This window comes from Cystobacter fuscus, assembly GCF_002305875.1.
GTDB lineage: Bacteria > Myxococcota > Myxococcia > Myxococcales > Myxococcaceae > Cystobacter > Cystobacter fuscus_A.
In genome coordinates this window covers 2060477-2085522 of sequence record NZ_CP022098.1, presented here as the reverse complement: position 1 = coordinate 2085522, position 25046 = coordinate 2060477, and the positions used below count along the sequence as shown (strand labels likewise).

Sequence of the window (25046 nt, the reverse complement as noted above, 5' to 3'; positions counted from 1 at the left end):
TCGCTCGCGTGGATCCGCCGCAACCGCGGCATCAGGTCCTGCGCGGTCGCCTCCGGTCCCTGCTCGCCGCTAACAATTACCGGGATAGGTGTCAAAGAAGTTGAAAGACTCAACCCGGCACCACTCGAGGAGGGAAGGCGAACCGAGGGAAATGAGCCAAAAAATCCCCCCGTCTCCACCGAGCCGCTGCCTCGCGGAACACCGCGACGAAGGCACGGTACTGCTCACGCAGTTCTCTCAGCGCCTGTCGCGTGGAGGCATGCCCCAGTGGCCGCGGGCTGCGTTTGAGTCGCTCAGGCCGGGTATGCGGGTGCTGCGCCTGCACGGCCTGAGCCCCCAGGGCGGGCTTGCCTCGCGCACGCGCTTCGGCTTCCACCTCCTGGAGCAATTCCCGCACCGCGCCCTGCCTCTCTTCTTCACTCTTCCCCACCCAACACGGCAGCGGCGCTACCTCCAACTCCACCGGCTCGGCCCACTGCTCGGCGAACCGCCCCTCCCCCTCCGCCCCGCTCCCACTGCCGCGTTTGCTCCAGCGCTTCGTCCAGTTGAACCAATGGAAGAGCCGCCGCGCCGCTCCCAGCAACTGCGGCAGGCACGTGAGGCCCGGCCACTGGGCGCACTTCTCCACCCATCCTTCCTTCACTCCATGGGCGAGCACGTAGCGCAGCCGGCCCACCAGCGCCGTGTCGTCCAGCACCGGCTCGGCCGAGTAGCGCCGCTCCCAGAAGCCTCCACTCCAGTCCACCCACCGCCCCACCTTCTTGGAGAGATTGGCGCGCAGGTACTGCATGGCGGCCCTCCTCGGCTCCTGCGCTCCAGCCCTCACCCTCACCCTGGCCCCTCTCCCGCCTATACGCCGGACGGGGGGCTTCGAGGTCCGCGGCCCGCGCGGTCAGCACGAACGAGAGCAGGACGGTGCCGAGGGGATGTAACCGGAAAATGCAGTGCCCCGTATCAACATTCGATCCCCCCGAAAGGCGAACGACGCAAACCGCCGTCCTTCTTCACAGGAGCACACGACATGATGAAGACTCTGAAGATGGGCTTGCTCGGGCTGGCGCTGAGTGTGGCGAGCGCTTGTTGCTGACCCCTCTGCCTCCAAGTCCCCGCGAGACGTGAGAATCCGGCCGCGGGTGATGGCATCAAGTCTGCTCATCACGAGAACGAATCACTTCCACTTGAAGTTGAAGGGTGACAATCCATGGACAGTATCGGCGGCCGAGGGGGCAACAGAAGGTACCCACCAAACTCCATGGGTTGGCAACGAGAAAGCTTGCCCACCGAGCATGAGCGCGGGACTCGTAGGCGCGTCCGTGACCCTTACGATCCTGAGGGCATTTTGAGCAGCTCTCGAGAAAATTCGCCCGCCGCGCGCACCAGCAGGACACAAGCGCCCGCTTATGATCCTTATCCTTATGACCCTACCCATCCGGGTGACGCTTATCCGCCGTCGCCGAGCGATGCCTATTCCCCCCAGCAGCAGTACGACAACCTCGGGGGCCAGTACACGGCCCAAGCCCGCCAGGAGGAGCAGCGCGAAATCAGCAGAAGGGCGAAGAACGTCTACGGCGGGAGCAAGCTGACTTCCAAGCAGCACCACAAGTACGACGAAGTCGGAATGCTGTATGAGAGCGGCTATTTGAAAGACCAAAACAACAAGAACCAGCAAATACCCGTGCCTTACTTCAATGACGCGCAAAGGCGCGAACACGAAGTCCTGGCTTATGAAGGTCAGATGTATAAGCAGGGAAGAGATGCGGACAAACTGGTGCCGCTGGACACCAATGACGTCCCACAAAAACATTATCTGTACGCCATGAACAAACATGGAGAGATTTATGCCGGTCGAGAGGATGACGTCCATCACCACTCCGCCTTCACCGCCGGAGGACCGGTGGCCGCCGCCGGCAAGATGCGAGTGGATGATGGACGTCTGAGGGCAATGACCGACGAGAGTGGGCACTACAAGCCGCCTAGAGAATACGGTGAGCAGGTCGCGCATGAACTGGGAAGGCGAGGAGTGGATATTTCCCATGTGAATTTCAATTACCAAGGTCCATCCAAGCGCGACCTCAAGAAGGCGGTCGACGACGGGTTGATGGACCCGCGTGACCGCTTGTATCCAGACGAAAATCATGTCAGGAGGAAGAAATACTGACGTTCTGTCACTCCGGTTTCCCCTCGGCCCATGTCTTCGCATGACCGAGGTAGTCGAAGCGCTGGGTGGAGTGGTTCGTCCAGAAGAGAGGCCCCCCGCGTAGCGGGGAGTCCAGAGGGCAAGGAGGCCTCCCGCGTAGGGGCACGTGACCTGACCAGGAGGACCTTCTCCTCGCCCCGTTCGCAGTTCCAACCCGCTCCTGCCCCCATCGCTCGCGTTGGAGACGACCAGCCTGGGCTTCACGGGATGGAGGCGGCGGGAATCGAAGCCGTAGGCGAGGCGATGGAAGACCCCAAGAAGGACGCCGGGGAAGCGCCATTGCGGAGCACCTGGGACTGTCCACGTCGCGTGTACCCCAAGGAGCAACGCGGCTTCTCCACCAGTGATGAAGGAAATCCTCTCCAAGATGTTTGGGTTCTGAACTGCTTCGCACCGTGGAGCGCCCGGCGGATGGGGTACCGATGCGCTCGCGTCAATGCACCCGAGGCGTCGAGGACGTCCTTGAATTACGCGGGATAATGCGTGGAGTCGACGTAGCCTCCGGCGTAACTCGGATAGATTGTCTTCATGTAATCGTGCATGAAGGCGTTCATGTGCGCTGGCGACTGGAACTGCCATTCGCCAGTGTTCGGGTCGAGCAGCCGCGGGTTGTTCCCCATCTGCACCGCGATGTCGTGCCCCCCGGTGCCGTCCTTCTGGAAGAGGCTCACCTGGTAGAACCCCTGCTTGGGGAACTGCCCGGCGAAGTCCTGGTGCACCTTGTCGAAATCGCTCCTGGGTTCGACACTCCCGTGGCTCAGGTTGCCCACGACCCGGTTGAGCTCGGCCTGCTTCGCGTCATCGGCGGCCTTTTTCGCCGCATGGTAGGCGGCGTTCTTCGGAGCAAGATCCTCCATGGTCGGTGGCGGTTGCGCGGAGCCCGTCATGGATGCCCACAAGGAGGGCTTGGGCGGGTTCTGGATGTCGTTGTAGGTATTGATGACATCCTGCTGCGCGGCCTTCTGCTTATCCACGAGCGAATTGATGTGTTGGTTGCTCTCCAGATGCTGCTGCTGCTTGTTGAAGAAGTGGCTGTTGATGCGTCCCCCGCCGTTCTCCGCCATCTCATGGAAGAGCGCCGAGTGGGCCTGGGTGCCCTCCTTCGCATCCTGGAGGTTGGAGCGGATCCACTCCGAGGACATCGCGACGCACACCCCATTGCTGGTTCCGGGGAACGCCTGGATGGCGGCTCCCTCCAGGCGGCCGGGATCACTCTGGAAGATCTTCGTCGTGCAGGCCGTGCCATGCTTTTGCGCCAGCTGGTCGCAGTCGACCCGGGTCTGGTTCGTGGACCCGGCCCTGTTGCTGACCTTGGGAGCGCGCGCGCCGTAGACGGAGTTGCGCCGCGAGTTCATCACGGCGATGTCCTGCTTGGACTGGAACACCGGGTTGCCGGCGGGCGCCTGGGACGGCGCGCGCGCCTTGCCGAGCTGATCCTGGTGATAGCTGGCGGGCGGGGCGGCGGGTGCCTTGGAGGTCTCGGCGCGCGGCGCCGCCGCTGGAGCCGCCGCACCGCTCGTCGCCGGACTGGCGGGTCTGCTCGTCGGCGTCGAGTCGAGCACCCTTGGCATCGGGGCACTCCGGGTCTTCTGGATGGTCATTTCGGTCTCCGAAAAAAGCGTCTCCCCGCGAGCGGCGGAGAACGGGCCATCTGCGTCTTATTTGAAGTGGTCGACCGAGAACCGGTGTTCGGGTCCATGAACTTGCAGCCATGCTCCCCCACCTGAATGCCCATGACGTGACCAGGCTTCTCGCTGTTCGAATGCACGTGCAGGGCGTAGAAGCCCGGCTTCTGGGTGGCCGCGTCAAGGTCATAAGCGAAGTTTTCGGTGATGGTCTTCTTATCCCCCGTCCGGGTGTGAGACAGCCCTCCCCGAGGTTCGCCGCCTCCTGTTTCTCGCCCCAGGCTCCCGAAGGTAGAGAAGGCGCAGCCAATCTGCTCAGGCCGCGCTCCTCTCAGGTTCGTGGCAGGGCCTGTTGACTGCCAGCATCCAGCGGCGGTCCCGTAGTTCTTGGTGAGGCGCTTGCTCAACACCCGCAGGAGAGCTTGCAGCGCGACGCATTGAGAGAACACACATTCGAGTTCCCACACTGCAGCTTCTTAATCTCGCACGCCGCCTTGCAGAGGTTACAGGTGGAGCCGCTCTGGGTGGACTGCGTGGCCCCCCCCGCTGCCCCCGAAGAGGGGCCGTCGGCCATCGCCACCTGCGAGGGGAGGACAAAGGCGCTCGCCACACCCAGCGCCAGCCCGAGCAATCCCACCTTCAGTGTCTTCATCATGTCGTGTGCTCCCGTGGAATGGGGACGGTGGTTTCCGTCGCTCCCCCGTCTTAGGGGAAGTACCTACCGATACGGAGTCCCCCATTTTCCGGTTACACCTTCAGCACCCCGTCCCCTCGCCCGCGGCACGTCGTTCCACACCGAGGTCTGCGCGCGTAGGCCGGAAAGGGTGTCAGACGATTCGTAGGAGACGAGGTGTCGGATCGAGTCCTTTGACACCTTCCCCGGCTGCACCCCGTGGGCCAACTCCAAGTCCTCCGTTGAGTCCTTTGACACCATCTCGGGCGCTGATGCTCATGTGGACGGAGATGCGCAACAAGTTCGACCCGGAGCTGCTCCAGGTCTTCATGCGCGTGATGGCCATCCAGCCGGTGAAGGTCCTCAGCCGCCGCCAGCAGTCGATGACCCTCGGCGGGCTCTGAGCGCCGGGCCTCCCCTCCACCACCGGGGGAGGCACGCCTCGGCGGAAAAAAATCCGCCTCCCTGTAACCGGATTTCCGGTGGAACCGTACCCATGAACGATCGCCACGCTCCCTCTCCCCTGCGGCGCTGGGATCCCTCCCACGTTCATGACCATGCGCTACTTCAAGCTCAACGCTCCCCCCAGCATCCACGGACAATGGCGGCTGGCCGACCCGGTGAATGCCCAGGGCCAGGCCTTCCAGGATCCCTTCATGTTCACGAGGGGCAACCCCGTGAGTGTCGGGGGACCACTCAAGGTTCCCCTGGCCGCCCCGGGCCGCCCGACGGCCTACTCCGTGGCGGGCATCAGTGAGGTGCCCATCGTTCACGAGCGGCTCGCCCAGCTCCTCACGCGCCTGGCGCCCCACGACGTGCAGCTCCTCCCGGTGGATGTCGAGGGTCAGAGCGAACCCCATCGCATTCTCGTCGCGACCAAGACCGTCCAGTGCATCGATGACGCGCGGTGCGCTGAGGTGCTGTATCGGACTCCGGACGATGGGAGTCCCACGCAGGACAGACAGTACAAGCTCATCCGGGATCTCCGGATAGATCCCGCGAAGGTGGTGCGAACCCAGCTCTTCCGCCCCCGGGGGTGGACGGTGGTGCTCCTCGTATCGGAGACCCTCCGGGAGGAGCTGATGTTTTCGGGGCTCTCGGGACTGGAGTTCGATGAAGTCACGGGCCCCAAAGAAGAAGAACTGCCCGCGGAAAACCCCTGAACACACTCTGGAGACCCGAGCCATGTACAATGTCAACAACAAACCCCCGCGGGCCCCTCAATACTCCACCACGCAAGGACCTGACAGGACGAAGCAAACCTCGAGTCCCGTCCGCGTTCCCCGCCAGGCAGAGACAGCCCCCTCGAACGTCCATGACGACCGTCAGACGAACAATCATTTCGATTCCCGGCGGCAGGCGGACCCATCCCTTCTGCCCACGAGTGCTCCCTCCGCTCAAGAACAAGCCGTTTACAACGTTCGCCGTGACAGCGTTTACGGAAGGGCCTCGCCGCCGCCAAGGGGCACGTCTTCCCACGACACCCCGGACTCCCACATGGTGCGGGGGGGGCGTTACTCTCCGGGTCGGTCCCAGCCGACCACTCAGTCGGTGAATGGGTTCCCCGCCCCCCCATGGGGGGCCACCCAGATAGCGCAACACGATGTCGCCGACGTCTTGAGATCTGCTCAAGGCATCGACCTCGCCGGATACGTTTCGCAGGCTGGCATCAATGCGCCAGGGGCCAGCCGCGGCGTGTGCAGCGGCATTGTGTCAAAGTGGCTCTCGGCGTCGAGAACCAGCCAGACCCCGGCGGAAGCCTCGGAAACCTTCCAGAGCTACCTCGCGGAAGGCCGCCCTCCCGGCGCTGCCATGGTGAACGCCCAGTATCAAAACGTGGAGCTCAACAGAGAATACAAATCCGCGAGGACGAGGTACGAAGCGCAGCTCCAGGACGTGCAGGATGGGTATGCACCCCCCTCCACTCTCGATAGGCTGCGTGAGCGGTATGAAGAGGCATCCGCGAACCGGGACTTCGCCTACAATGGCGGGATGAAGGCAGTCAGCGAGGAACAAAGCTACCGGACGCGTGGCGACTCCAACCAGATCGCCCGGGATATCCGGAGTGTCACACAGGACAACGGGTTCTACCGCATCCATTTCGACAACCTCCAAACGAGGGACTCACATGTCGTTGCCATGGAGCGTAAAAGCGATGGGAGCTTCAGGTTCATGGACCCGAACACCGGCGATTTCACGGCGAGAAACAGCAACGCCATGCATAAACTGCTGCAAGCGCACGTCGATATCAACTCGGTTGGACCCCAGGGACTATTCACCTCGTACAGAGTCGATCACCTGGAGATCCCGCCCCCGCCTCCGCCTCGTCAGTCGCCGTCTCCGGAGCCGGATTGGCGTTCGGAGTGGCGCTCGAGTTCTCCGGATCCGTATTCGCATTCGCCTTCGCGGTCTCCGACCTACGGCTCCCCCTACGACGACTACGACAGGTACAGGCGGTAGGAGGCGCCCGGTCTTCCCGCCTAGACTCCGGTCCTGATTGGGGGAGCCACGCACACCGCCCCCTGAAGAGGGGGACGCTTCGCGCACGAGGGCCTCAACCCGTTGCCACCCCGTGCTCGATTTCCAAGAAAATGAAAGCCGGAGGATGCGGCCTCCCCGCGCTGACGAGATTCCGGTGAATTAGAGTTTTCACGAATTTCTGACTTATTCGTCTTTTCATATGTATACTGCTCGATGTCTGGCTCGAGCATGGTGGCCATTCCAGTCACCGTCGGGCTGGAATTCCCCGCAGTGTTTGCACCCGAGGAGATTGTTCATGGGGTTGAGCAGATTGGGTCTGATTGTCATGGGGCTCGTGTGTGCCACGTCCGCGTTCGCGCAGGCCCCACGGGGCAATGCGGTGTGGAGCACCCTCGGAACGAACCAAGCCCAAGAGGGTCTCCTCTTGGAACACCAATACGCGGACATCAATGGCATCCGTATGCACTACGTGACGCAGGGTGCCGGTGAACCCATCATCTTCCTCCATGGCTTCCCCGAGTACTGGGGCATCTGGAAGAAGCAGCTCGAGGATCTGGGCAGGGACCACCAGGTCATCGCCCCGGACATGCGTGGCTACAACCTGAGCTCGAAGCCGGCCGACATCGGGCAGTATCACATCGAGCACCTGGTGGAGGACATCCGCGCGCTGGCGGACCACCTGAGGATCAACAAGTTCACCCTGGTCTCGCAGGACTGGGGTGCGCTGGTGGGCTGGAGCTTCGTGCTGCGCCATCCCCAGTACGTGAGCCGGTTCGTCACCATCAACATGACGCACCCCGCCCTGCTCAACCGGGACCTGCGCGAGGACGCCACCCAGCAGCAGGCCAGCCAGTACATGCTGCTCTTCCGCTCGCCCGAGGCCGAGCCCTTCATCATGGCCGATGACTACGCCTTCGGGCGGCAGGGGATGTTCGAGGCCGCCCGGCAGCTGGGCGCCCAGATCTCCGCCGAGGACGAGGCCGAGATGGTCACCGCCTGGAAGCAGCCGGGCGCCATCACCGGCGGGCTCAACTACTACCGGGCGGCGGAGATAGGTCCTCCCGATGGCCAGGGCAGCCTGGGGGGCAGCAACCTGTTGGACGGACTGGCGCCGTGGCAGCTCCAGGTGGACCTGCCCGTGCTCTTCATCCACGGCGAGATGGACCCCTATCTCCTGCCGTCTGGCCAGGTGGGATTGGAGGATTACGTGCATGACCTCACCTTCCGGCGCATCCCCGATGCGGACCACTCGGTCACCCTGGAGAAGCCGGCGCTCGTCAATCAGTTCCTTCGCGAGTTCATGCTGGAGAATTAGCCCCCGCGGGCGCCTACCGGACTCCGAGGAGGGGTACGATGGCTGGACGATGGCCCCAGCGTCCCCTCCTCCGTTCGATCCGCGCGGCTTCACCCGGCCCGCGCCCGTGCTGCTGCGCGACTACACCCTCGTGTCACTGGCAGCGCTGGCGGCCTTTCCCATCGCCTGGCTCGTGAGCTTCTTCCGGTACGAGACGCTCAAGTACTCGTTCGGCGAGGACGGGGTGTCGATGAGCTGGGGCATCCTGTTCCGGCGGGAGATCCACCTCACCTACCGGCGCATCCAGGACATCCACGTCACCCGCGTATAAGCGGGATGGGGGACCTGTTGAGGGGGAGGGCTGGAACCGAGAGGTGGAGGAGGGCTGCTGACGGGTGACAGGCGGGCTGTGCGCCGTGCTGGTGGAGAGACGGTGCAGCCCTATTGGGCACACGTCGGCCCAGGTGGCCCCCCAGGGGGAGGCAGCAGGGGCGTGGGCGTCTTTGGCCGCGTGACTGCTCGAGGCTCAACACCACGCCTGCTGGGGTGGCCCCTGGGCTGCAGCCAGCGCAAGCAAGCCGCGTAGGCAGTGCCAGGTGCCGCGGAATGGCGCACACTGCGTTGGGTGCCGTCAGGACGGCATCGACACACTGCCACGGGTCCGCCACCCTTATTTGAGCACGTGGCCGTAACGCTGCCGGTCCACCCCCTCAAGGGCGTGATGCTGCCGGTCGCCCGGTTCATCCGCAGCCAGGACGGTCGGCGCTACGTCGACGTGGAGTACCCTCCCGGCCGGTACATGCGACTGCCGCTCGAGTGGACGGACCGCTCCCCACCCCTCGTTCCGCCGAGCGTCGGTGGTCGCGCAGTCCGCCTCTCCGTCCCCGTTCTGCTCAAGCTTGCCAGCGCAGTGCAGGTGGCGCTCGGTCGCCCCCAGGGCTCATCAACCGCGCCCCTGTCCCACGGTGGACCTACGTTGACACATGCCAACGTGTCCACCCCAGAAATCCGGCCCGCCGTGGTCGGCACTGCCCGTGGCGGCAAGGCAGCAACTGCTCGGCACGTGGGCCGCCCTGCTGCACAAGGCGCTGCGCGCCGAAACCGTAGACGCGGAGGAAGGCGATGAACGACAAGGTTCGAGCCACGCATCTGGAGCGTCGAGCGGTGGTGTATCTGCGCCAGTCCACGCTCAGTCAGGTCCATGAGCATCGTGAGTCCACGGCCCGTCAGTACGCCCTGCGCCAGCGTGCTCTGGAGCTGGGCTGGCCGCCCGAGCGCATTGAGATAATCGATGAAGACATGGGCCAGAGCGGTACGAGCGCGGACTGGCGGGCGGGCTTCCAGCGCATGGCCGAGGAGGTCGCGCACGGACGCGTCGGCGCCATCTTCTCGCTGGAAGTCTCTCGCCTGGCGCGCTCCTCGGCGGACTGGCACCGGCTGCTGGACTTGTGCGGCCTGGCCGACGTGGTGCTGGTCGATGAACAGGCCGTCTACACTCCGCGCGACTACAATGACCGGCTGCTGCTGGGCCTCAAGGGCACCATGAGCGAAGCCGAGTTGTACTGGATGCGTTTGCGCTTGCAGGGCGGCAAGCTGTCCAAGGCACGGCGTGGTGCCCTCCACATCACGCCGCCCGTGGGCTATGAGTGGGAGGAGACAACGAGCCGGTTTCGCTTCGACCCCGACGAAGGGGTGCAGCGAGCCGTGCGCCTTGTTTTCGAGCGCTTTCGCCTGGAGGGCAGCGCCTATGCCGTGCTGCGCTACTTCATGAAGAACGGGTTGAAGCTGCCCGTGCGAGAGCCGGGCACGCACCAATTGCACCCGGAGCCACCGCGCTACACCCTGCTGCTCTCCATGCTCCACAACCCCACCTACGCCGGTGCCTATGTCTTCGGGCGCAATGAGAGGCACATGGCGCTGGTGGACGGACAGTTGCGGCGCCAGCGCCGTACGCGTTTGCCGCGGGAAGCATGGAAGGTATGCCTGAAGAACCACCACCCGGCCTACATCAGCTGGGAGGAATACGAAGCCAACCAGAAGAGGCTCGCTACCAACCATCCCAGCTACCAGCAGCCGGACCAACGCGGTGCTGCCCGCGAAGGGAGCGCTCTGTTGCAGGGGCTGGTGCTCTGTGGCCGGTGCGGTCACCGGATGCAGACGGCCTACCGGGAGTCCGGGCATCCGTACTACGAGTGCCGCCGCATCACCGACAAGGGCATGTGCTGGACGGTGTCGGCCGCAGGCATTGACGAGGCAGTCGCCCGACTCTTTCTGGAGACAGTCCAGCCTCCGGAGATTGAGCTGGGCCTGGCCATCACCCGGGAGGTGGAACGGCAGGCCCAGGAGGTAGGGCGTCAGTGGAAGCTGCGGCTGGAGCGGGCGCACTACGAGGCGCAACTGGCCGAGCGCCGTTACAAGGCGGTGGACCCGGACAACCGCGTGGTGGCCCGCACGCTGGAGCGTGAGTGGAACGAGAAGCTGGGCGAGTTGGAGGTGCTCGAGCGCGAGCACCAGCAGGTACTGCGGCGCGAGAAGGTGGAACTCACGAGCCAGGACAGAGCACGCCTGCTCGAACTGGCCAAGGACTTGTCGTACGTCTGGCACGCACGGAGCACGACGAATGCCGAGCGCAAGAACCTGCTGCGGATTCTGGTGCGAGAGGTGGCGCTCAGCCCTGTGGAAGTCCCGGAGCGCGGGATTCACATCCAGGTGCTATGGCAGACCGGTGCGTGCAGCGACCTGACCATTGCACGCCGCCCTTCCTACACGAGGGCTACCTCGCCCGAGACCATCAAGCTCATTGGCACACTGGTGGAGCAGAAGAGGACCGATAGGGAGATAGCGGCTGAGCTGAACCGAAGGGGGCTGCCCTCCGGAGTCAAGCGCGCCTGGGACAAGCAAGCGGTGCGCTGGGTGCGCAGGCGCTACGGCATCCACCGCCAGCCGGTGGGACGACGGCGAGGACGGCCTCGACAGCCGGAGCGCCGGGCTGACGGCCTGTACTCAACGCACGGTGTCGCCGCACTGCTGGATGTTACTGAGACAATGGTGCGCACCTGGGTCGAGAAGGGCTGGCTGCGATGTGTCGAGGGCGGCGGTCCGGGCACTCCTCGGTGGTACAAGCTCGATCGCTCGACACTCAAGCGGCTGAGGGCCGCCAAGGCCCAGGGAAATGGCTCCAGCGGACGCGGAGCTGCTCAAATAAGTGTGGAGGAAGGTGGGGCATTATGAGGAGGCCATCAGGTACGCCAACACCCGGCGCTTGCCTCCACAGCATGCACAGGTGAAGACGTCCAAAACGAACGTCCGGCGCAGCAGCCCGGCCCAATCCAGTCGCGGCATGCGCTCCTTCTTCGGCTCCTTGCTGACTCCTGCCTGGGTTGCCACGTTCGCTCCCTCCTCTCCTGCTTGGGGAGCCTGTAAGGTCTGCACGCTCGGGCAGATCTCCCGCACGCTCTACGAGGTGGGCGGGCAGTACCGGCGCAACATGTGAGGTGGGGCCCGGCGCCCCTCATCGGGGCGCCGGAGCCCGGCGCGTCACTTCTCCAGATCGGAGACGATCTTCTGGACGTCCGAGGGGCGGTAGAACGGGCTCTTCTCGTGCTTCTGGAAGAAGGTCCGGTTGTCAGTGCCCGCATCGATTCTGGCCAGCGCTTCCTCGGTCTGCCCGTTGGGGCCCTCCCCAGAGTAGTCCGTGCGCGGGGGCATGCCGAGCTCCCGGCGGATCTTGTTCTCCGAGGGCGCGTTGGGACGGCCTGGGGTCGGCTGGAGGCCCACCGTCTCGAACTCCTCCTTGAGCAGGTTGTGATGGCTGATGACCGCCTTGGGGAGGTTCGTCCCATCGGGATTGTTGTACCGCTGAAGCGTGGGGTGCTGGGCGTGCTTGCTCGATTCCAAGGGTGCTACGGCGACGCCGTGGGCGGCGCGCCAGGCGTGCGTCATCTCATGACCCAGACTGTTGGCGCGGTTGTCCCCCACCTGCGTGGCGGTATCCTGGGGATTGGTCTTTCCCCCCTGCGGATTGTAATTGATGTTGCTGGCCTTGCCCGCGCTCGGCTGGCCATTGAAACGGTATGCCTGCTGTGCGTCCGCGAAAATGGCGGCGTCGGAGGTGAGGTTCGGATCGAGCCGGGGGTGATGGCTCATGCGATTGCTCTCGCGGATGTCCACGGCCGTCAGGGGTACCTTCTGCGTTCCCGTGGCGCCGGGGTTGAGCCGCTCGGTGCTGTTGTTCAACTCGGTGAGCATGGCGTGGCCGGTCTGTCCTTCCATGAGCCGGTGTGTGGAGACCCGGGCGTCGCGAGTGAAGTCGGCGAAGCCCTCGCCCCGGATTGGTTGATTCTCCATGGGGACGGAGGGCAGGCGGGTGCGGATGCCCGGCAGGTCCGGATGCACGACGCCATAGTCGGCCTGCGAGTTCATCCGCTTGCGGTCGTTGGGCTGGGCGGGGTCGTAATGGTATTGCGCGATCTCGGCGGCGAGCGCGTCGTTGAGCTTCCGGGGAGGCTGGCCGGACGCGGGGGTCTCGGAATTGCGTGAGGCCGCGGGAGCAGGCGCCGCGGGCGAGTGGGCACCGGCCCTCGCCGACGAAGGGCTGGTCTGTGCCGTCGCCGCGGCGCGACCCGAAGAGCCGGAAGGGCGGGCCCCATAGACGGAGTTGCGCCGCGCGTTCATCGCGGCGACGTCGTCCTTCGACTTGAACACGGCATTGCCGGAGGAGGGCTCCTGGGAAGGCGCCTTCGGCTTGCCGAGCTGGTCCTGGTGCCAGTCGGGAGGAGCCGAGGCGGGCGGCTTCTGCTGTTGGACCTGTTGGCCCGTGGGCGCGCCCGCGCTCCCTGTCGTCGCGGCCTCGGTCGTGGCACCGCTCTTCGCGCTCCCATTCGTCGAGCTGATGCTGGGGGTGTTGCTCGTTCGCGCCGGAGTGTGCGTCGCCTGCGCAGGCCTGTTGTTGATCGGGCTGATGGGCATTCGTGGAACCTCCAGAAATCGAAAGGAAAGGCCTCTACGACTCTTCGGGGCTCACTTGCCCTGGAAGCGCGCCTCGCGCCACTCGATGAAGGAGCGCAGTCCCTCCTGTATGTCCTCGCTCGCGTGGATCCGCCGCAACCGCGGCATCAGGTCCTGCGCGGTCGCCTCCGGTCCCTGCTCGCCGCTAACAATTACCATACATGGCCGTGCAGATCACACCGCGCGCAGGGTTGCCCGCATTCTCGATGAGGCAAAGGGCCTTTCTGAGCTGGCAGACGGAGGGTGGGGTGTTCTGGGTGGGGTTCGTGGTCCCCCCCGCTCCCCCCGAAGAGGGGCCGCCGGCCATCGCCACCTGCGAGGGGAGGACAAAGGCGCTCGCCACACCCAGCGCCAGCCCGAGCAATCCCACCTTCAGTGTCTTCATCATGTCGTGTACTCCCGTGGAATGGGGACGGTGGTTTCCGTCGCTCCCCGTCTTTCGGGGGAGTACCTACCGATACGGAGTCCTCCATTTTCCGGTTACACCTTTGACGGAGGCCGCCCGAGCACTGCGCCAGGCCAGTGCAGAGGCCGCACAGCCCCCTTGGTACACGCCTGCTCAGGCCGCGCTCCCCTCAGGGGCGAGGCAGTGGGCTTGGGCCTGTGGGCAACTGCGGCCTGGCGCTCGCTGGTCGGCATCAACCTGATGCGCGAGGGCCTGGACATCCCCGAATGCGGCTTCGTGGCCATTCTCGACGCCGACAAGGAAGGCTTCCTGCGCTCGGAGACCTCGCTGATCCAGACGCTCGGCCGGGCGGCGCGGAACGTCGACGGCAAGGTCATCCTCTATCGGGAGACCGGCGACGTCCGCAAGCTCCTGAAGCAACTGGCCCCCATCGACGCCAGCCTCCGCGCGCGGGAGGAGCCGAGATTCACCACGAGCGACGAGGCCTGCTGGACGCGGTTCGGGCAGGGACTGTCGGCGGCGGAGCGGGCGCAGTTGCGGGGGGTGTTGGGGCGGTGAGTGAGGACGTAGACGCCGCGTGCTCCGATCAGGGCGCCGGCGCGCTGAATTTCGGCAGTGCGAGAACGACCTCCGCCGGCAGGCCCGTCATGTCCCCCGTTCGGAGGTAGTCGAGAAACCGATCCAGCAGGTCCGGATTCTGGTCGGCCAGATCGTAGATCGCCCCATGGCCGCCGCGCCGGACGACGACCAGGCGGCTGTTCGGGAAGTAGGGCTGAATCTCCCGCGAATTTTCGATAGGCGTGGAGGTGTCCCAGTCCCCGTGAAGGAAGACTACGGGGATCGGGCTCTCTGCCGGAAGTCGAAGCGCGTCCCCGACGTCGGGCGTGGGCCACAGGGAAGCGGCGGCCATCGACGGAGCGAAACCCCAGGTTCCCAGGTATCGGACCGCAGGGTCATTGGCAAGGAGCCGACCACGGGTCTCCGAAACGTTCAAACTGGTGTCGATCAACGGACCGATCAGCGCGGACGGCGTGGCCTTCAGGGGCCGCCGACTGGCCGCGACCTCCTCGGCCCACGCCTCATACCGCCCCCGATGGATGTCGATGATGCGCGCCGGCCACTCCGACGGGCGGGCGACGAGGCTCAATCGGAAGTCCTCCGGGCCGAGCACGACCTGTTCGCCGGACTTCAGCCGGACGGTGACCGCCGCTTTCTCGAGGCGGGCCAGGATTTCGTCGACGGCTTGCCGGAAGCCGCCCCGCGGAAGCGACGCCCGAAGGCGTGGATCGGCCTCCGCCTCCGCGGCGATCCGCATCAGGGCTGCCCAGACGTGGGACGGCATGTCGTAGCCGTTGTCGAGCGGCTCGACGCCCGACAGGAGCACGCGGCTCACCGTCTCCGGATGAAGCCGCATGACCGCGAAGCTCCACTGCGATCCGTAGCTGAGCCCGAAGAGGTTGATTTTGGCGTAGCCGAGCGCCCGGCGCAGGTCGTTCAGGTCCTCGACGCACTGGATGACGGTGTAGCCGGCGAGGTCATGATCCGGATAGCGGGCCAGCGCCCGGCGCACCACGGATGGAGCGGCCTCGAGTTCATCACCCAGACGCGCCGGCCGATCCAGCGGCTGCCCATCGGGGTTGTAGTTGAAGCCCAGCCGCTCCGAGGGGCCCGACGCGCCCCGTTGGTCCATGACGACCACGTCGCCCGCGCGCCGGAAGCGAAGGACGTCGCCGCGTTGCCTGGCCGCGCCGAACCAGTCCAGCCCGGATTTCGTGAAGGCTTCGATATAGCTGTCGCCCGGACCGCCCGGCAGCATGAACACCGGCGGCGTTCCCCAGGGGGCCGTTCCCTTGATCCGCATGTAGCGGACCGCGATCAGCCGGCTGCCCGGCCGGGCACGGTTCTCTGGCACATAGATGTGGCCCAGCTCATAGCGGACGATCGACAGGCCGGAGAGCAGATAGCGGGTGCTCGTGATGATCAGCATCGCCGCCAAGGCCAAGGCCAAGGCCATCGGCCACCGCCTGGTCCTCACGCTCTCATTCATGCAAGCCCCCACGGCGCAGGTTCGGCGCCGCCATCACACGGAATCGGACGACACGCCCGAGCTTCGCCAGCCTACAGCAACTTTCCCCGGCCGGGCGCCGGGATAGGTGTCCCCCAGAGAAGGTGTCAAAGAACTCGTCGGCCTGCCCACGTCGAGGGCGTGCTTGGCCCAGAGAAGGTGTCAGAGAAGGTGTCAAAGAACTCGTCGGCCTGCCCACGTCGAGGGCGTGCTTGGCTCCAGCGCAGGGGCTCGCCCAGCGCGCGGGGTGTTGAGGCTTACACCACCCCAGAGCCAACAGGCCCATTCCCCTACCGCGCCCCCCAGGCGGGTTTCACATCGTTCGGCGCCGAAGGCCCTCGAGTGCGGTCCGGAGGATTGGCTCCACGTAGCGGGTGTCGCCGTGGATTGTCGCGATGGCGTGGATCATGTCGATGAGCTGCTCAAGGGAGAGGTCGTCGCGGAGCTCGTTGGCGTGTTGTGCTGCGGCGAGCAGTGGATGGCCGTCGGCAATCACATCTGTCTACTCGCCCACGCTGGTGGGCGCGCGCTTCTTCTCGACGATGGGCACGTAGCACCGGCCCTCGGACTCGTAGAAGTCGCCGCAAGGCGGAGGCTGCTCGAGTCGCGCCCAGCAGGCGTCGTTGAGCGCTACGTTGGGCACCTCGCACGGTGGCGCCGCCTGGCCCTTCATCCGCTTGCTGGGCATCTTCTTGGCCACCACCCCGGCGTCGCCCTGGCCGGTGAGGATCCACTCCGGCACCGCCGTGTCCTCCACCTCCATCTCCGCGCGCGGGGCCGGGTCCTCGCTGAGCGTGAGCACGCCCCAGAGGGCGAGGCCCACGGCGATCGCCCCTACAGCGCGCGGGCCCCACGTTGGAGGCACGTGCCACGCCGCGCGCACCACGCGGCCTCGAGTGGGTGCAACCCGTGGCACGACACGCACGGCCACGAGGAAGGGCACCAGGGTGCCCAGCTGACTCGCGCACTCGACCGAGACGAGGATGAGTCTCAGCCCGCTAAGCCCCTGCCGCCTGGCACTGATGAAGACGCGGGCCCACTCCCGCCTTTTCTTTGGAGTCATGTTGGCGAGGCGACTTAGCTCGTCGTGCGCGCCGACGTCCACGGTCCACGCCCGCGGACACCGGCATTCAACAGGAGGGAGATGGGCCTCCGTGCGTCTCTCCGCTCCACGATGTCCGAGAACACCACGGAAGAACTGTCCGGAGACTCCAACTCCGAGAATCAGGACCCGAAGCAGCGTGTCCTGGTGCATGGGGTGCTGTTGGGCGTGGTCCTCATTCCAGCCTCGGCCTCCGCCGCGAGAGCATGTCCGGCCTCCTCAAGATGCACGGACTGGCGTTCGTGCTCGCGGTCCCCGCGGGGATCGTCCTGATCTTTCTGAAGGTCTTGCCTTGACGGCGGCGAGGCGCGGCCAGGGCCCGCTTCCCGTGAGCGTGTGCGCCACGGGAAGACGGGGTGGCTTCCACTCACTCGATGCTGACGGCCACGTAGAGCTTGCACGATGCGGGGTCGACCCACGCGCCGTCGCCGATGAGGCAGGTCGCGCCCTGCTGGCCGTAGGCGGACGTCGTGACGTTCGCCGTGCAGGCGCCGTTGACGACGCTGACGTCGACCTGCCAGCTGCAGGTCTTCGCCTGGCCGTAGGGATCCGACGGATTGGTCGTATAGGCGAAGACCTGGGTCCACGGCGTGAGGGCCGGGACGTCCACGAACGCCTGGGCCGAGCCCCAAAAGACGTCCGGCTCCGAGAAGTTCAGGGGGTTGGGCAGCGGGTGGTACACGGTGGAGCCCGAGATCGCGCCAATTGAATAGGTGGGGACGCCGGTCCAGTTCCCGAAATGATAGATCTGGGTCGTCATGGCCGCGAGCCGCGAGGCCGACCGGTCGTCCCCGCGCAGCGCGGGGAGTTCCACCGTCTTGCCCGGCACGAGGGTGACGAACTCCGAGCGCCTGGAGACAAAGTCCTCGGCGGCGGGCTCGCCAGCGGCCGCGAGCATGGGAGCAATGCAAAACAGGGGCACGGCCAGCAAGGGCTTCAGGTTCTTCATGGTTCTTTCCTGTGGTGTGTGTTGCGTTTCAACTGGAATGACGAAGCTCCGGTGATCCAGCAATGGCTGATGTTTGCGGCTATTTCAGATGAAGAAACCACCCGGTCATCAGCATTCCATACAGGAACACGCTCAGGGCACGGCCCCAGCCTGTCATCGCTCGACGCATCGTCACTCAGCTCTCGGGTTGGACTGCGCCGGAGCGCAAAGCATCAGACGTGCCAATGGCCCGTCCACCTGTCTTCCCTCGGAGCGGCCGCGCGGACCTCGTCCCCTGGGTGCGCGAAGTGACGTTTTACGACAAAAGACTGACGCTCTTGGGCACCCGAGGGCGCGCCCGGGTCAATCCCGGGCCGGCTTCTCGCGTGCACCGGCTCAGCGAAACGGGGCTCGGGATAGGTGTCAAAGAAGTTGAAAGACTCAACCCGGCACCACTCGAGGAGGGAAGGCGAACCGAGGGAAATGAGCCAAAAAATCCCCCCGTCTCCACCGAGCCGCTGCCTCGCGGAACACCGCGACGAAGGCACGGTACTGCTCACGCAGTTCTCTCAGCGCCTGTCGCGTGGAGGCATGCCCCAGTGGCCGCGGGCTGCGTTTGAGTCGCTCAGGCCGGGTATGCGGGTGCTGCGCCTGCACGGCCTGAGCCCCCAGGGCGGGCTTGCCTCGCGCACGCGCTTCGGCTTCCACCTCCTGGAGCAATTCCCGCACCGCGCCCTGCCTCTCTTCTTCACTCTTCCCCACCCAACACGGCAGCGGCGCTACCTCCAACTCCACCGGCTCGGCCCACTGCTCGGCGAACCGCCCCTCCCCCTCCGCCCTGCTCCCACTACCGCGTTTGCTCCAGCGCTTCGTCCAAGCAGGAAAACAGGAAGAGGATTCACGCGGCGGAGTCGTCGGGAGCGCAGCGCACCGTGTGTGGCCGGGAGGTGGCGCGTGTCCTGACCGTCGAGCGGTCTGACGTCGTGACGTGTGAACAGTGCCTCCGCTACCTCGCCTCTCGCCAGGATGTGCAGGGGAGGCAGTCTCCTTCCGCCGTGAGTGGTGCCGCGTCGTCTGCGCCGCCGAGCCGGAGCGAAGCGGAGGCGAGGCCCCTGGAGAAGGGCATGGTGCCGGGAGTCCAGGGACCACGGTGCGTGTGTGGTCACGCGTCGAATGAGCACGGCGCTTGGCGCGGCACGCGGGGCCTGGGGAAGTGCCGCCGGCGCCGCGTCGGGTGTGAGTGCGTGAAGTTCATCCAGCGCGGCTCGCCGACGGCCGCTGCGCGTGTGGCGAGCGGTCCGGTGCCGCCAGTCCGGGAGCGAGCATGGGCGGCCGGGAGCGGCGCGGGCGCGGCGGACGCGGGCGTGCCGCCGGGGTTGCGGCAGTGCTGCCCAGATGCTGGGGACGCGCGTTGCCATGGGCAGCCGCGGGGCGCGTGCAGCTGCTACGTGTGTCGACGTGCGGAGCGGCGGGGGGTGCGAGGGGACGTGCGCGCCGTGGCGGACGCCTTCCGGCTCGCGGCGCTGCCGCTGAGTGCAAAGCGGGCCGTTCGTCGCGCCCTGGCTCGGGTGCTGTGGACGCTGCGCGGCCGGGCCCGCGCGGTGGGGCGCGAGCGCGACGACGCCTTGATGCAGGCCAGCGCGGCCGCCGAGCGCGCGTGCAAGCTGGAGAGGTGTCTGGCGGACGCCGAGGTGCGGGAACGGCAGGCGATGGACCAGGTGGCGGAACTGGAGTCCATGCTGGACAAGGCGGGGGTGTCGGAATGAGCGCGCCGACCGAGGCGCGAGTGTCCGTGCGCACGTGGGCCAAGGGGAGCGCGCGTGGCGAGGGCCCCCAGGTGCAGACTGGCGGCGTCGTAGTGGCCGCCGCGCCGCGCTGGGTGCCGTGCGAGGACTGCGGCAGCGCTCGCCCGGAGAGCATGCCCGGCCGCCACGGCGCCATGCCGGCGCGCGGGGTGGTGCTGGCGGGGGCGGCGGCGTGGCCGAGCTGCCGCCACGGCGTGCCGCTCTGGGAAAACTGCCGAGGGCGGCCGGTGGTGCCGCCGTGCTGCCGGGAGGTGTCGCTATGACGCGGTCGGAGGCGCGCGGGCTGTGTCTCGCGGAGGCGGCGCGCGTGGTGCTGGTGCACGGCCCGGGGCCGGGCGTCCACGTGGCGGACGAGGACATGCCGGTGGTGTTCGACGAGGCCCGGGGGCTCGCGGCGGAGTTCAACGCGCGGGCGGCCGCTCTGGGCGTGTCCGCGCCGGTGCAGTTGGAGTTGTTCGCCGAGGTGACGCCATGAGCCCGGCATGGCGCGGCGCGTGCCAGCTGGCGGCGGCGGCCGTGCGCACCGAGGTGCGCAAGCTGGACAAGGCGGCCAAGGCCGGGCTCGTGGTGGACCCGGAGCAGCGCCGCGCGCTCGGCCTGCTCGCGGACTGGGTGGCGGCGGCCCAGCACCACGGGCCCGAGGTGCTGGCCGGCATTGCCATCCAGGGTACGCTGCGCGAGCACCTGGAGCGCAAGGGCAAGCGGCGGCCCATGGGCTTCAAGCCCGACGAGTCGCTGTGAGAGGATTGTGTCCATGGGTCTGGAAAGTGTCGCGGAGTGGCTTGGGAAGTATTGGTCGGCCGTTGTCGCCGTAACGGCGGTGGCGGCGGGCGGAACGACGGCGTTGAGGAACGTGCTCGACATCCGGCGCGGTCGGCGTGAGGACGCCGCAAAGCGTGCGGCGGCTCAGCGGGAGGATGAGCACCGGCAATGGACGGAAGCCATACTGGAGGTGCTTAGGGCGAGAAGGGAGAACGGTTGGTCAGGCAGCATGGTCGAAGTCAAGGCTGGTGACCGCGAACATCTAGATTGGGCGGTGAAGAACAAGCGCCTAAGAGTCGTGGTGCAGGGCAGGGACGGCGCGTGTTCGGTCGACGAGGCGGTGCCCTGACTTGTCGGGGCAAAAGGGACCCCTTCTGCCCCGCCCTCGGGTGAGGGGTAGTCCCCGAGGGGCGCGGCGGCTGACCCTTTTGCCCCACTCAGGGGTCCGGAGGCTCCCCAGGGGGCTCCCGGGCCCTTTCGTCGTTCTGCGGGGCGCCTAGGCCCTCCAGGTGGCGTTTCAGGGCCCGGCGGGAGACGCCGCAACTCTCGGCGGCCTTGCGCTGGCTCTCACCCGCCTGGACCATGGCGGCGGCGGCGCCGAGCTGGGTACGGGAGAGACGGGGCCTGCCGATGGGGCGACCGCTCCGGGTGCCCTTCTCCCGGGCGCGCCGCATGCCCACGCGGGTGCGCTCGCGCAGGGCGGACACCTCGAGTTCGGCGGCGAAGGCCAGCACGTGGATGATTAAGTCTCTCAAGGCCCGGTCCGCCTCGCTCCAGGACTCGCGCAGGCTCACCACCTGCACCCCCCACCTGTCGGCGTCTTCGAAGAAGCGCAGGCACGTGCGAGCGCTGCGCGCCAGGCGGTCCAGGGCGACGACAGCCACGGCGCGCACCCGGCCGCGGCGGCAGTCCTCACGCAGGCGGCTGAGTTCCGGGCGCCGGTCGTCGCGGCCGCTCCAGGTTTCCTCGTACCAGACGGGCTCCCAGCCGCGCGCCTCGCACAGGGCCTGGAGCGGCGCACGCTGGTTCTCCAACGTCTGCTCATCGGTGGAGACGCGCAGGTAGCACGCGGCTTTCACGCGGAGCGCTCGGTGCGGAAGAGCGGGAAGCCGTCGGAGGCGAGGCGCACACGCCAGCCGCTCCGGCCGAGCCGGCGGGCTTCCACCTCTTGCGACTCACACCAGCGGTAGACGGTGGCCACGTGGACGCCAGCGCGGTCGGCGGCGTCCTTCACGGTGGTCCAGTTGCGCGGCGGTGGAGGTAGCTCGCCAGCGGCGGCGGGGCGCGGGGCGGCGCGGCGGGCGCCGGGGGTGCGAGGGGTTCGGGTGCTCATGGCGCCCATTCTACAGGCAGCGCGGCCGGGCGTTGGTGGATGCGAGCCATGCGAAACGTGCGAGCGGTGCGGGCGCGGTGGCGTCCGTGCCCAGGTCCAACAGGCAGCCGGGCGCGAGACAATTCGTTTCGTTGACGGCGCCGCTCCGGCGCTCTGGGTCCGCCCCCGCGCCGCGAGGGACAGCGGGACAAGAGCCTCTCGGGCGCGCGGAGCGGTGCCGTCGCTTCTTACTTCGGGCCACGGGCCCACGCACGACACGGAGAGACGGCCATGGGAGAGACGGCGCGCCAGCGGTGGCACCGGCAGCAGGAGGAGAGGCAGCGCGATGGGGGCGGACAGGTTGTCGCCCATCCAGAGCTGAGGCCGACTGCCGCCCAGGCTCCGCTGGTGGCCACGGCGCGCACGCTCACGGAGCTGCGCCGCGAGTTGCTGGTGGGTCGCCTCAACCGGCTGGGGTTGCCGGTGCGGCTGGACGAGCTGCCCACGACCGACGCCGAGCTGAAGGAGTTGGAGCGTCTCGCCGCCGAGTCCGAGGCCGCCAAGTAGTCCCAGTCCCTGCTTCCCGAGGACGCACGCCATGAGCACCGAAGACACCACGTCCACGCAGGAGACGCCGCCCGAGGCCCCGCCGGCCGCCAGTGGTAAGCGCGAGCGCCCGCCGCCGAGCCCGGAGAAGGCCCGCCGCGCGGCTGCCGCCAAGCGCCTCAAGCGCGCCGTGGAAAAGGCCCTGGAGAGTGACGACCCGGAAGCCATGGAGCGCGCAGCCGCCGCGTTGAGCGGTGGCGCTTCGGTGGCCGCGAGTGCGCCGTCCGCCGAGCCCGGCGCGGCGCTCGTTCCGGCAGAGACGCCGGCCGTGGCCGCGCCCATGCCGTCCGCCGAGGAACTGGCGGCGATGACCCAGCTCGCGAACGGGCTGTTCGCCATGGTGGCCGCGCCGCTCCAGGGGACGAAGTTTGACCCCATGGTGCCGCGCCCCAACCCGCTCGGCGGCGAGGCCATTGTTCCCGCCCAGGCGGTGGTACAGGCGGCCGGGCCGGTGCTGGCCAAGTACCTGCCGTCCGCCGTGGCGACGCCGGAGGGACAGCTGGCCCTGGCGCTCGCGCTGTGGCTGGTGCCGCCAGCCCTGGAGATGGCGACGGCGAGGGTGATGGGTGAAGGCAGTGCGGCCAGCGCCGAGGGCGCGGGCATCAAGGCGGCCTGACGTGCTGCGCGCGCACGAGGTGAACCTGTACGTGGGCAAGCGCGGTAGTCGCAAGTCCACCAGGGCCAAGGAAGTGTTGGGCCTGTGTTTGAAGGCCGGGCAGCGCGTGGTGGTGTTTGACCCTCACGATGAGTACAGCCAGGAGGGCCGTGCCTCGGATGAGGTGGTGTTGGGGCCGCTGCCGAGCCGCCGGGAGTTGTGGCAGCTCAAGGCGGACCCGTCCGAGCTACTGGAGGGAGACGCCTCCTTCGCGGTGGTGCCGGGCTCGCTGCGCAAGGCCGAGGTGGCCAAGGCGTTCTCGTGGCTCGCGTGGACGGTCTATGAGGCGGGAGACCTCGTCTTCGCCGCCGATGAGATGGTGCTCTTTTGGGAGAGCAGCGAGGCACAGGAGGCGATGAACTTCCTGGCCACGCAGGGCCGGCACGCCAAGGTGCCGCTCGTGCTCGCGGCCCAGCGCGTGGTGCATGTGCCGTACACCGCGCGCACCCAGGTGACGTTGCTCGACACGGGTAAGCAGGACGACCCGGATGACGTGGCCGCCATCGCGAAGCGGTGCGGCAAGGACTTCGCGGAACAGGTGCCCAAGCTCAAGCTCGGTGAGCGCCTGGTCTGGCGAGACGAGTAAGGCCGAGCGCCGGGGGGCGCTCAAGCAAGGCCGGCGGGGCCGGCAAGGGGGACGAGGTGAACGTGAAGACGGTGTTGGTGACGGCGGTGGTGACGATGGCGCTCACGGTGGCCGTGCGGGCGGCGGCGAAGCGCTTCGCGCCGGGCGTGGCGGTGTACCTGTAGTCCGGTGGCTCGCTCAGGGGAACGACACATGAAAAAGCTCTCGACGCTGACGCTCACGGGCCAGGGCACCCAGGCCCTGTTGGAGAAGGGCAAGCTGGTGCTCGGCAAGGGCCGGTTGATGCAAGGCATCCGCGCCCTGATGACGGTGTCCATCGCCAATGCCTCGGGCACCTCGCGCGCGCTGACGGACGCCGAGCGGCAGTCCTTCCTGGACGGCTACAGCCTCAAGCTGTCCTACGGGAAGAATGGCCGCCGCACGCCGTACAACATGCTCACGCTCACGCGGCTCCAACGCATCGCCCGCTTCCTCTACGGCTCCGAGTGGGAGGGCTACACGTCCACCACGATGGGGCTCGCGCGGACGCTGACGACGGGCGCCACGACGCAGGTGCAGCTGTACGTCACCATCCCCACTGGCCGCCTATGGCAGCTCGGCGCCCAGCGGCGGCTGTTCGGCGTGGGGCGCACCCAGGCCGCCGGGATGCAGCTCGAGCTGTTCCGCAAGGTGGACGTGCTGCCCTCGGGCTTCACGGTGAGCGGTAACGTCACCTTCGACATCATCCCCGACGACTACTCCAAGAAGGGCCCGGAGCAGTGGACGTACCTGCCGGAGTGGCTGGAGGTGGACGAGACGGACAAGGTGGCCAGGCTGCCGCGTGGGTGCGTGCTGCTGGCGGTGGAGCGCAGCTCGACGCTGGCCGCGTCGCAGCTCACGGACATCGCCGCCTTCGTGGACGGGGAGGAGCTGTACACCAACATGTCCGCGGCGCAGGCGTACACCCAGGTGCTCGACTTGCCCAACCAGCCCGCCGAGGGCGACATCTCGGACCGCGAGACGGTGCTCTACTCCATCACCAGCGACATGGAGCTGCGCGACTGGCTGTCGGGCAACTTCCGGGTGGAGCAAATCACCAAGACGCTGGGCACCACGCGCCTGGGCGGCCTCGTCATCCCCATCCCCGAGCACGGGGAGGTGCTCGCGGACGTGGCGGACGCCGCCGGGAAGAATGGCCGCAACAAGACGCTCAAGGCGGTGAGCGCCGCCGCGTACTACGGCATCGCCGGAGGTGAGCTGCCGCATTCGCTCTACCCGTACCTGCCCATGGTGTTGCTGGACACCGACGACAAGGAGTTCCAGCGCTTCCCGGGGCTGGTGAGCCAGGGAGGCGGGGCGACGGACGTGTACCTGCCGGGCAGTCTCATCGCCAACGGCCGCGCCATGTACGCGCAGGCCATGGCCAACCAGGAGCCGGCGCTGGCCGAGGACGTGGTGCGCCAGGCGGCGCTCGCCGTGCCGGGGTGCGTGCAGGACACGCACGGCCTCTCGCGGCAGGGCTCCCCGGTGCTCACCAGCGTGCGCGCGCTCCTGACGGCGTGA

Annotated in this window: 27 protein-coding genes and 1 pseudogene; 17 read left to right on the top strand and 11 right to left on the bottom strand. The window is 67.1% G+C overall.

From position 1 onward, the window contains the following. Window positions 1–109 precede the first annotated feature (109 nt). On the bottom strand, window positions 110–790 hold the full coding sequence (locus CYFUS_RS08735; protein ID WP_232537451.1) for a hypothetical protein: 681 nt from the start codon (window positions 788–790) through the stop codon (window positions 110–112). 483 nt (window positions 791–1273) lie between these two features. On the opposite strand from CYFUS_RS08735, the gene CYFUS_RS50475 reads away from it, so the two are divergent. Then, entirely contained in the window at window positions 1274–2158 is an 885-nt protein-coding gene (locus CYFUS_RS50475) for a hypothetical protein (RefSeq protein WP_157758341.1), read from the top strand. Between the two features lie 506 nt (window positions 2159–2664). On the opposite strand, the gene CYFUS_RS08725 is transcribed toward CYFUS_RS50475, so the two are convergent. After that, window positions 2665–3798, bottom strand: a complete 1134-nt coding sequence (locus tag CYFUS_RS08725) for a YopT-type cysteine protease domain-containing protein (protein WP_095984805.1) — start codon at window positions 3796–3798, stop codon at window positions 2665–2667. A gap of 427 nt (window positions 3799–4225) precedes the next feature. Next, entirely contained in the window at window positions 4226–4477 is a 252-nt protein-coding gene (locus tag CYFUS_RS08720; RefSeq protein ID WP_095984804.1) for a hypothetical protein, read from the bottom strand. A 290-nt stretch (window positions 4478–4767) separates the two neighbouring features. Between CYFUS_RS08720 and CYFUS_RS53840 the strand changes: the two genes are divergently transcribed. The 7 genes from CYFUS_RS53840 to CYFUS_RS50460 all read left to right on the top strand — a co-directional run bounded on the left by CYFUS_RS53840 (window position 4768) and on the right by CYFUS_RS50460 (window position 11763). Further along, the gene (locus tag CYFUS_RS53840; RefSeq protein WP_269770221.1) at window positions 4768–4899 is read left to right on the top strand and encodes a hypothetical protein; all 132 of its coding nucleotides are present in this window, start codon (window positions 4768–4770) and stop codon (window positions 4897–4899) included. 147 nt (window positions 4900–5046) lie between these two features. Further along, entirely contained in the window at window positions 5047–5658 is a 612-nt protein-coding gene (locus tag CYFUS_RS08715; protein ID WP_095984803.1) for an imm11 family protein, read from the top strand. 454 nt (window positions 5659–6112) lie between these two features. Then, a complete protein-coding gene (locus CYFUS_RS50465) occupies window positions 6113–6955 on the top strand; it encodes a YopT-type cysteine protease domain-containing protein (protein ID WP_157758339.1) in 843 nt (280 codons plus the stop codon). A 445-nt stretch (window positions 6956–7400) separates the two neighbouring features. Then, the gene (locus CYFUS_RS08705; protein ID WP_095991880.1) at window positions 7401–8291 is read left to right on the top strand and encodes an alpha/beta fold hydrolase; all 891 of its coding nucleotides are present in this window, start codon (window positions 7401–7403) and stop codon (window positions 8289–8291) included. A gap of 49 nt (window positions 8292–8340) precedes the next feature. Beyond that, complete coding sequence (locus tag CYFUS_RS08700) at window positions 8341–8601, top strand: PH domain-containing protein (protein ID WP_232537450.1); 261 nt, start codon at window positions 8341–8343, stop codon at window positions 8599–8601. A gap of 791 nt (window positions 8602–9392) precedes the next feature. Next, window positions 9393–11501 (top strand): recombinase family protein, encoded by a 2109-nt coding sequence (locus CYFUS_RS08695; RefSeq protein WP_095984801.1) that lies wholly within the window; start codon window positions 9393–9395, stop codon window positions 11499–11501. 52 nt (window positions 11502–11553) lie between these two features. Then, on the top strand, window positions 11554–11763 hold the full coding sequence (locus CYFUS_RS50460) for a hypothetical protein (RefSeq protein ID WP_157758338.1): 210 nt from the start codon (window positions 11554–11556) through the stop codon (window positions 11761–11763). Between the two features lie 44 nt (window positions 11764–11807). Here the strand turns inward: CYFUS_RS50460 and CYFUS_RS08685 are convergent, their stop codons facing one another. Both CYFUS_RS08685 and CYFUS_RS08680 read right to left on the bottom strand, forming a co-directional pair. Then, window positions 11808–13238 (bottom strand): M91 family zinc metallopeptidase, encoded by a 1431-nt coding sequence (locus CYFUS_RS08685; RefSeq protein ID WP_232537449.1) that lies wholly within the window; start codon window positions 13236–13238, stop codon window positions 11808–11810. Between the two features lie 184 nt (window positions 13239–13422). Beyond that, window positions 13423–13665, bottom strand: a complete 243-nt coding sequence (locus CYFUS_RS08680; protein WP_071902754.1) for a hypothetical protein — start codon at window positions 13663–13665, stop codon at window positions 13423–13425. Between the two features lie 240 nt (window positions 13666–13905). Here CYFUS_RS08680 and CYFUS_RS54485 point away from each other — a divergent pair. Continuing rightward, window positions 13906–14103, top strand: a pseudogene (locus tag CYFUS_RS54485) (helicase-related protein); the annotation flags it as partial. Between the two features lie 166 nt (window positions 14104–14269). On the opposite strand, the gene CYFUS_RS08670 reads toward CYFUS_RS54485, so the two are convergent. From CYFUS_RS08670 to CYFUS_RS08655, 4 genes are all read right to left on the bottom strand, one after another. After that, complete coding sequence (locus tag CYFUS_RS08670; RefSeq protein ID WP_198316509.1) at window positions 14270–15697, bottom strand: alpha/beta hydrolase; 1428 nt, start codon at window positions 15695–15697, stop codon at window positions 14270–14272. Between the two features lie 364 nt (window positions 15698–16061). Continuing rightward, entirely contained in the window at window positions 16062–16244 is a 183-nt protein-coding gene (locus CYFUS_RS08665; RefSeq protein ID WP_095984798.1) for a hypothetical protein, read from the bottom strand. 6 nt (window positions 16245–16250) lie between these two features. Beyond that, entirely contained in the window at window positions 16251–16811 is a 561-nt protein-coding gene (locus tag CYFUS_RS50450; protein ID WP_157758337.1) for a hypothetical protein, read from the bottom strand. 406 nt (window positions 16812–17217) lie between these two features. Then, window positions 17218–17799 carry a hypothetical protein gene (locus CYFUS_RS08655; RefSeq protein ID WP_095984796.1) on the bottom strand — a complete coding sequence of 194 codons (582 nt, stop codon included), beginning with the start codon at window positions 17797–17799 and terminating at the stop codon, window positions 17218–17220. Window positions 17800–19226: 1427 nt separating this feature from the next. On the opposite strand from CYFUS_RS08655, the gene CYFUS_RS08645 reads away from it, so the two are divergent. The 4 genes from CYFUS_RS08645 (at window position 19227) to CYFUS_RS08625 (ending at window position 20694) form a co-directional block, all read left to right on the top strand. Beyond that, window positions 19227–19544 carry a hypothetical protein gene (locus tag CYFUS_RS08645; RefSeq protein ID WP_157758336.1) on the top strand — a complete coding sequence of 106 codons (318 nt, stop codon included), beginning with the start codon at window positions 19227–19229 and terminating at the stop codon, window positions 19542–19544. 298 nt (window positions 19545–19842) lie between these two features. Further along, window positions 19843–20058, top strand: coding sequence for a hypothetical protein (locus CYFUS_RS08635; RefSeq protein WP_095984793.1), 216 nt, complete (start codon window positions 19843–19845; stop codon window positions 20056–20058). Continuing rightward, window positions 20055–20324, top strand: a complete 270-nt coding sequence (locus tag CYFUS_RS08630) for a hypothetical protein (RefSeq protein ID WP_095984792.1) — start codon at window positions 20055–20057, stop codon at window positions 20322–20324. Before CYFUS_RS08635 ends, CYFUS_RS08630 begins: the two co-directional genes overlap by 4 nt. 13 nt (window positions 20325–20337) lie before the next feature. Beyond that, complete coding sequence (locus CYFUS_RS08625; protein ID WP_095984791.1) at window positions 20338–20694, top strand: hypothetical protein; 357 nt, start codon at window positions 20338–20340, stop codon at window positions 20692–20694. Between the two features lie 88 nt (window positions 20695–20782). Here the strand turns inward: CYFUS_RS08625 and CYFUS_RS08620 are convergent, their stop codons facing one another. Both CYFUS_RS08620 and CYFUS_RS50445 read right to left on the bottom strand, forming a co-directional pair. Beyond that, window positions 20783–21424, bottom strand: a complete 642-nt coding sequence (locus tag CYFUS_RS08620) for a recombinase family protein (RefSeq protein ID WP_157758335.1) — start codon at window positions 21422–21424, stop codon at window positions 20783–20785. Beyond that, the gene (locus CYFUS_RS50445) at window positions 21421–21678 is read right to left on the bottom strand and encodes a helix-turn-helix domain-containing protein (RefSeq protein ID WP_157758334.1); all 258 of its coding nucleotides are present in this window, start codon (window positions 21676–21678) and stop codon (window positions 21421–21423) included. The genes CYFUS_RS08620 and CYFUS_RS50445 overlap by 4 nt, the downstream gene beginning before the upstream one ends. Window positions 21679–21948: 270 nt before the next feature. On the opposite strand from CYFUS_RS50445, the gene CYFUS_RS08615 reads away from it, so the two are divergent. The 4 genes from CYFUS_RS08615 to CYFUS_RS08600 all read left to right on the top strand — a co-directional run bounded on the left by CYFUS_RS08615 (window position 21949) and on the right by CYFUS_RS08600 (window position 25046). After that, window positions 21949–22224 (top strand): hypothetical protein, encoded by a 276-nt coding sequence (locus CYFUS_RS08615; protein WP_095984789.1) that lies wholly within the window; start codon window positions 21949–21951, stop codon window positions 22222–22224. 31 nt (window positions 22225–22255) lie between these two features. Then, complete coding sequence (locus CYFUS_RS08610) at window positions 22256–22879, top strand: hypothetical protein (protein ID WP_095984788.1); 624 nt, start codon at window positions 22256–22258, stop codon at window positions 22877–22879. Between the two features lies 1 nt (window position 22880). Continuing rightward, window positions 22881–23504 (top strand): type IV secretion system DNA-binding domain-containing protein, encoded by a 624-nt coding sequence (locus tag CYFUS_RS08605; RefSeq protein ID WP_095984787.1) that lies wholly within the window; start codon window positions 22881–22883, stop codon window positions 23502–23504. 192 nt (window positions 23505–23696) lie between these two features. Continuing rightward, the gene (locus tag CYFUS_RS08600; protein ID WP_095984786.1) at window positions 23697–25046 is read left to right on the top strand and encodes a hypothetical protein; all 1350 of its coding nucleotides are present in this window, start codon (window positions 23697–23699) and stop codon (window positions 25044–25046) included.